The organism is Phyllobacterium sp. P5_D12, assembly GCF_054049495.1.
This window is the reverse complement of record NZ_JBFUMG010000270.1, coordinates 1-5,928: the sequence shown is the minus strand read 5'-3', so window position 1 is coordinate 5,928 and position 5,928 is coordinate 1. Positions and strand designations below refer to the sequence as shown.

Below are 5,928 nucleotides of genomic sequence, written 5' to 3'. Positions count from 1 at the left end.
GTGAACGACATGGCCATTGATGCGACCGTCACCGGCATTGAGTCGACGGGAAGCATGACCTTCGTGGTTTTGGAGGTCGCATCGCAGCCAGTTGTTCTCGCCCACAGTGGCAGGCCCGAAACTCGCAGAGATGACYAGGTCCGCTTGCATATCTCCTTGGATAATCTGCATCTTTTCGATCGCGAAACAGAGCTGGCAGCATAGCAGTCCGGCAGTTTGTATATCGATAGGCGATCATTGTGCGTGATGCCGAGCTGCGCAAAGCGATGGTCGTCAATGGTAAGCGTCCAGAGCGCATTCTCGCCATTGAGATTTCGCATGTGCTTTCGCATTGCCTGAAATGCGTGGTCCGCTCCGAATGAGCGGATTTTCATTTGGCTTTCAGGCTGAGATTTGGCGGTTTTCCAAGAGTAGTGCCTTCGCCATTCGAATGGGATGCAATGATAATACTATATGATAATTCTATTTACTATTGAGAATCGGCTCATTAAAGTCTCCAGGCTGAATGGTGGAACGCCTTTCACCCGTTGCCGGTAACCATAGGAGGTGGCCCGGCTTCGATCACCGATTGAAACTCGGATCAACGACTGCGTTGAGCCAAATGGGAGGTTAGACATGAAATCCGCAATATCTATTGGCGCACTTTGCGCTGCGTTGATGTTTAGCGCGTCAATGCCAACTATGGCCTATGCCGCCGACAAGCCAACGCTGGCTTTCGTGGTGAATGGGGCCTCCGATTTCTGGAAAGCTGCCGAGGCGGGCGTCAAGAAGGCGCAGGCCGAATTGCCCGACTACAACTTGGAGCTCAAGTATCCCGAGCAGTCCTCGGTAGCCATCCAGCAGCGTCTGATGGATGATCTCGTCACAGCCGGCGTCAAAGGCATCATGGTGTCGGCCGTAGATCCGAAGACGTCCACCGATGGTCTCAACAAGATCGCGTCCGAGACTGCCCTCTTCACCACGGATAGCGATGCTCCTCAGACTAATCGCGTCGCCTATATCGGTTCGTCCAACGTCGATGCAGGCAAACAGGCTGCAGAAATCGCGAAAAAAGCCATGCCCAACGGGGGCAAGTGTCTCGGATTTGTCGGCCTGCTCGGCGCTGACAATGCCAAGGAACGCATCCAGGGCATGAAGGATGGTCTCGCAGGTACCAAAATCGAACTAGTCGATGTTCGCGGAGACGATATTGACCAGACGCGTGCGAAGAAGAACGTCGAAGACGCTCTGGTGGCTAGCCCGGATGTTACCTGCATGGTTGGCTTTTACTCTTATAATACACCTCGCATTTACGAGGCTCTCCGCGATGCAGGCAAGTTGGGGCAGATCACCGTCGTTGGATTTGACGACGATCCGATTACGTTGGGTGGCGTCAAGGAAGGCACTGTCGCCGCTACTGTTGTGCAGCAGCCGTTCGAATGGGCCTATCAGGGCATGAAAATGATGGCCGCTTACCTTAAGGGTGACAAGTCGAGCATTCCGGACAACAAATTGCTGATTATCAAGACTGTGATTGTCGGCAAGGACGATGTCGATGCGTACGCTGCCAATCTGAAAAAGATGGCTGGCAACTAGGCTGTTTTCGAACAAGAGCTTGACGCGATGACTGGCAATGGTTTTACCGCAACAGGTGACGTTAATCGCGTCGAATCAATGCCGGGCACAATCGATACTTCTTCTGACGCACGTCATCAGGCCGCCTTCCTCAGCCTGCATGACGTGCGAAAGACCTATCCCGGTGTTGTGGCATTGGATGGCTTTTCCATTGAGATCAGACCTGGCGAGGTAATCGGCCTTGTCGGCGAAAATGGCGCTGGCAAATCAACGCTGATGAAAATTCTGGGCGGTGTGGCGGCCCCGGACCGCGGTCTTATCAGGATCGACGGCGTCGATCATGACCGTCTTACTGTCGAAAATAGCCTCCAGTCCGGAATTGCCTTCGTACATCAGGAACTGAACCTGTTTGAAAATCTTGACGTTGCCGCCAATATCTTCCTTGGCAGAGAGCCCTTGCGCGGCGGCCCTCTGAAGCTGGTCGATCGCCCTAAATTGCGCGAGATGGTTTTACCACTCCTCAAACGGGTCGGCGCTAATTTTACGGCCGACACCCCCGTATCGGAATTGTCGCTAGCCCAGCAGCAGATGGTCGAGATTGCCAAAGCTCTTTCGATCAAGGCAAGGCTTGTTATCCTGGACGAACCCACCTCAAGTCTTCCCTTGGCTGAAACTGAGAAGTTGCTCGGTGTGATCAAAGGTCTGAAGGCAGAAGGTATTAGCGTTATTTTTATTTCGCACCGGCTCCACGAGGTCGAGAGCGTCGCCGATCGAGTTATCGTCCTTCGAGATGGAATGCTGGCGGGCACACTTGCAAGCGACGCCATCAATCACGACCAGATGGTCAAGCTCATGATAGGCCGTGCTTTGAAAGCCCGTACAAATACCTCGGAGCGCGAGGCTGGTGCAGTCGCGCTGTCCGCCAAGGGCATTCGCACAACTGCTTATCCTCATCGGACCGTCGATTTGGACGTGCTGCATGGCGAAATCCTCGGGCTAGCAGGACTTGTAGGTTCGGGCAGGACTGAATTCGCCCGCGTTGTCTTCGGCATAGACAGGAGCCTTGGCGGAGAGCTTTATCTGGATGGCAAGCATGTCCTGCTTTCTTCGTCCGCTGATGCGGTGGCTACTGGCATCTTTCTCGTCCCCGAGGATCGAAAGCTGGCTGGCATACTCCTTGATTTCGCTATTGCACAGAATATTTCGTTACCTAATCTTTCGGCGCATTCGGCCAATTTGATAATTTCAGCCGCCAGTGAAAATACGACGGCGGAAGCACAGCGAAGCAACCTTGGCATCAAGGCTCCATCGGTAAAAACGCGTGTCGGCACCTTGTCGGGCGGCAACCAGCAAAAAGTCGTTCTGGCAAAATGGCTGGCGATGAAACCGAGGATCATGATTTTCGACGAGCCGACTCGCGGGATCGATATTGGAGCCAAGGCTGAAATCTACAGACTGATGCAGGCGCTCGCCGACACGGGTGTCGCGGTCCTCATGATTTCGAGCGACATGGAGGAAGTCATCGGTGTTTCCGACCGCGTCGCAGTTATGCATGAAGGCCAGATTTCCGGTATTCTGGCCAAGGATCAACTTGATCAGGAGAACGTGCTTTTGCTGGCGGTGGGCAAGTCGGCACGATAGCATCCATAAGGGTTGGAGATCACGATGAATAAAAAAGATATTGGCTTGTTGATCCTCATAGTCGTCGTGGGAGCTGTTGTCGCAACAATCAATCCTCGTTTCTTGCTGCCCATCAATCTCGCCAATACGTCGAATCTCATCGGTCTCTTTGGTATCCTGTCGATAGGACAAGCGTTCGTTATCATAACCGGAGGCATCGAACTCTCGGTGGGTTCGTTAATCGCGCTACTCGGTGTTCTGTTCATCGATTTGATTGCAAATCACGGCATGCCGTGGCCATTGGCTTTCATGCTCATCCTGGTTCTCGGTGGGATCATTGGTTTGGCCCATGGCTGGCTGATCACGCGGCTGAAGCTCCAGCCATTCGTGGTGACGCTGTGTGGCTTGTTGATTTACCGCGGGATCGCCCGGTTCTATACTGCCGACGGGACCGCCGGCTTTGCTTTCGGCCAGAACTTTCCCACTCTTGAATTCCTTACGGCCGGCCGCACCTATGGCATTCCCAACAGCTTTATAGCCGTTCTCATTATTATGGGCGTGACGTGGGTGGTATTGCACCGGTCAGTTTTCGGGCGCTATCTTTATGCCATCGGCAAAAATGAGGAAGCGGCAAGATATTCCGGGATCAGGACAGGTAGAATGGTGATGGCTGCCTATGTCATTTGCGGTGTATTGACGGCACTTTCGGCTATCTATTTTGCAATGTATACCCGCTCGATTTCCCCCGCCAGCCACGGCAATTTTTATGAACTGTATGCGATCGCGGCCGCCGTCCTCGGTGGCTTTTCGCTGCGCGGTGGTGAAGGGTCAATCGTCGGGGTGATCCTCGGTACTATCCTGCTGCAAGAATTGCAGAATCTGGTCAATCTCCTCGGCATTCCATCGTCGCTCAATTTTGCGGTTATGGGAGGGGTGATCCTTATTGGCGTACTGGTCGATCAACAGTGGGACGTTTTTCGAGCGAAACGCCGATTAAACAAGGCCGCGCACTCCGCACCATTAAATTGAAAAACGCTGAACACAGCGTTGGCTCGACCGAATGCATGATGTTCATAGGCCGTCATTTCGACCAGCGCTGTTGGCAGCAAGTGGCATATGGACGAGACATCAAGCTCAGAGGCCAGTGGATGTATCTCTACCGGGCGATCGACAGCGTGGGTGATACGGTCGATTTCTGGAACCATGAATATAGATGTATGGCGGAGAGGAAGGCCGCCACCTAGCAGTATCATTGCATCGCACGCCCTAGCATATGCGCTTGTTTTTATTATATTATTGTACCGATGATGTCGTTTGCCATTGCATACTGTGTCATGGTGTTGCATAGTTTTAGGTAGGTCTATTGGTGGGCCTATCTGGAGGGCATATGCCTCGCAAAGCATTAGAACTTGGTCCACTTCATATCAAACGACTCGTTGAGCCCGGCATCCATTTTGTCGGCGGCGTGAACGGTTTGCAACTCCAGGTAAAAGAGACGGGCGCCCGGTCGTGGCTGCTGCGCGTTCAGATAGGTGGCAAGCGCCGTCACATCGGTCTTGGCGGCTACCCGGATGTGACGCTGGCTCAGGCACGTGAAAGAGCACGTGAAGCACATGACAAGGTCCGCAGAGGCATCGATCCTGTTGAAGAGCGGCGGTCGCTTAGGCTCGCGCTGAACGCAGCAAGTTCGGTGATCACGTTTGAGGAGGCAGCGACACGCTGGCACAAATCGAAAAAACAGGAATACCGCAACGACAAGCATGCCGACCAAGTGCTTGCAACGCTGGTGACCTATGCCAATCCCATCATTGGTCAAATGCGCGTTAATGAAATTGGCGTCGATCACATCTACAAGGTTCTGGATCCGATCTGGTCGACCAAGACCGAGACGGCGACCCGTTTGCGTGGGCGCATTGAAAACGTTCTGGCCTGGGCAACAGTCTCGGGCCATCGTAAGGGTGAAAACCCGGCGCGCTGGAAGGGAAATCTGGATGCTCTGATGCCAAAGCCTGGCAAGGTCAGCAAAGTTGTTCATCACAAGGCTTTGCGTATCGATGATGTGCCCGTTTTCATGAAGGCGCTGAGGGCGACGGAAGGAATGGGGTCCCTGGCGCTGGAGTTCTCCATCCTGACGGCCACGCGGTCAGGCGAAGTCAGAGGTGCAACCTGGGAGGAAATCGATGTGGACGGGAAGCTTTGGACAATTCCGGCAGAACGAATGAAAGCAGGCAAGGAACATCGCGTCCCGCTTTCGAAGGCTGCAATCAGCTTGCTTGAGAACGTGCCCCGGTTTCAGAACGTCAGTTTTGTCTTCTCCGCCACAAGGGGCGRCAAGATCTCGGACATGACAATATCGGCGGTGCTGCGGCGCATGAAAGTTGCTGCCGTACCGCACGGTTTCCGTTCGACATTCCGCGACTGGTGCTCAGAACGGACCGCCTATCCGAACGATGTCGCTGAGATGGCTTTGGCACATACCATAGGCAACAAGGTCGAAGCTGCCTACCGGCGTGGTGACCTCTTCGATAAACGCGTGCAGATGATGGACGACTGGGCTGCATTCTGCGGACAGTGAAAAAAAACCGGTGGGATAGAAATAATAGCTTTGCAACGGCAAGCTCCGGTGTTAGGTAGTTTCATCTGCGCATGACGTGCGGGTCCAACTTCAAGGATTCGTCATGCCCGGAAAAAACATCTCCCCTAATATTACTTGGCTTCGTTTAGCCGACTTGACCCAACGGTATGGCTGTAGCC

General features: G+C 53.6%; 6 protein-coding genes and 1 pseudogene. All 7 read left to right on the top strand.

Translation table 11 applies throughout. From position 1 onward, the window contains the following. Positions 1 to 204, top strand: a 204-nt coding sequence (locus ACXJ5O_RS16770) for a TOBE domain-containing protein (protein WP_457300876.1), incomplete at its 5' end; no start/stop codon positions are given. A gap of 35 nt (positions 205 to 239) precedes the next feature. Then, on the top strand, positions 240 to 362 hold the full coding sequence (locus ACXJ5O_RS16765; protein WP_457300875.1) for a hypothetical protein: 123 nt from the start codon (positions 240 to 242) through the stop codon (positions 360 to 362). A 253-nt stretch (positions 363 to 615) separates the two neighbouring features. Beyond that, positions 616 to 1,575: a sugar-binding protein gene (locus tag ACXJ5O_RS16760; protein ID WP_457300874.1), complete on the top strand. Its 960-nt coding sequence runs from the start codon at positions 616 to 618 to the stop codon at positions 1,573 to 1,575. A 78-nt stretch (positions 1,576 to 1,653) separates the two neighbouring features. Next, a complete protein-coding gene (locus ACXJ5O_RS16755) occupies positions 1,654 to 3,195 on the top strand; it encodes a sugar ABC transporter ATP-binding protein (protein WP_457300877.1) in 1,542 nt (513 codons plus the stop codon). A 24-nt stretch (positions 3,196 to 3,219) separates the two neighbouring features. Continuing rightward, on the top strand, positions 3,220 to 4,203 hold the full coding sequence (locus ACXJ5O_RS16750; protein WP_457300873.1) for an ABC transporter permease: 984 nt from the start codon (positions 3,220 to 3,222) through the stop codon (positions 4,201 to 4,203). Positions 4,204 to 4,269: 66 nt separating this feature from the next. After that, positions 4,270 to 4,388, top strand: a pseudogene (locus tag ACXJ5O_RS16745) (DDE-type integrase/transposase/recombinase); the annotation flags it as partial. A gap of 173 nt (positions 4,389 to 4,561) precedes the next feature. Continuing rightward, a complete protein-coding gene (locus ACXJ5O_RS16740; RefSeq protein WP_457300872.1) occupies positions 4,562 to 5,749 on the top strand; it encodes a tyrosine-type recombinase/integrase in 1,188 nt (395 codons plus the stop codon). Positions 5,750 to 5,928: the final 179 nt, after the last annotated feature.

Coding starts and splice junctions, on each gene's coding strand:
- ACXJ5O_RS16755 (WP_457300877.1), top strand. CDS start 1,654: ATGCCGGGCACAATCGATACTTCTTCTGACGCACGTCATCAGGCCGCC.
- ACXJ5O_RS16750 (WP_457300873.1), top strand. CDS start 3,220: ATGAATAAAAAAGATATTGGCTTGTTGATCCTCATAGTCGTCGTGGGA.
- ACXJ5O_RS16760 (WP_457300874.1), top strand. CDS start 616: ATGAAATCCGCAATATCTATTGGCGCACTTTGCGCTGCGTTGATGTTT.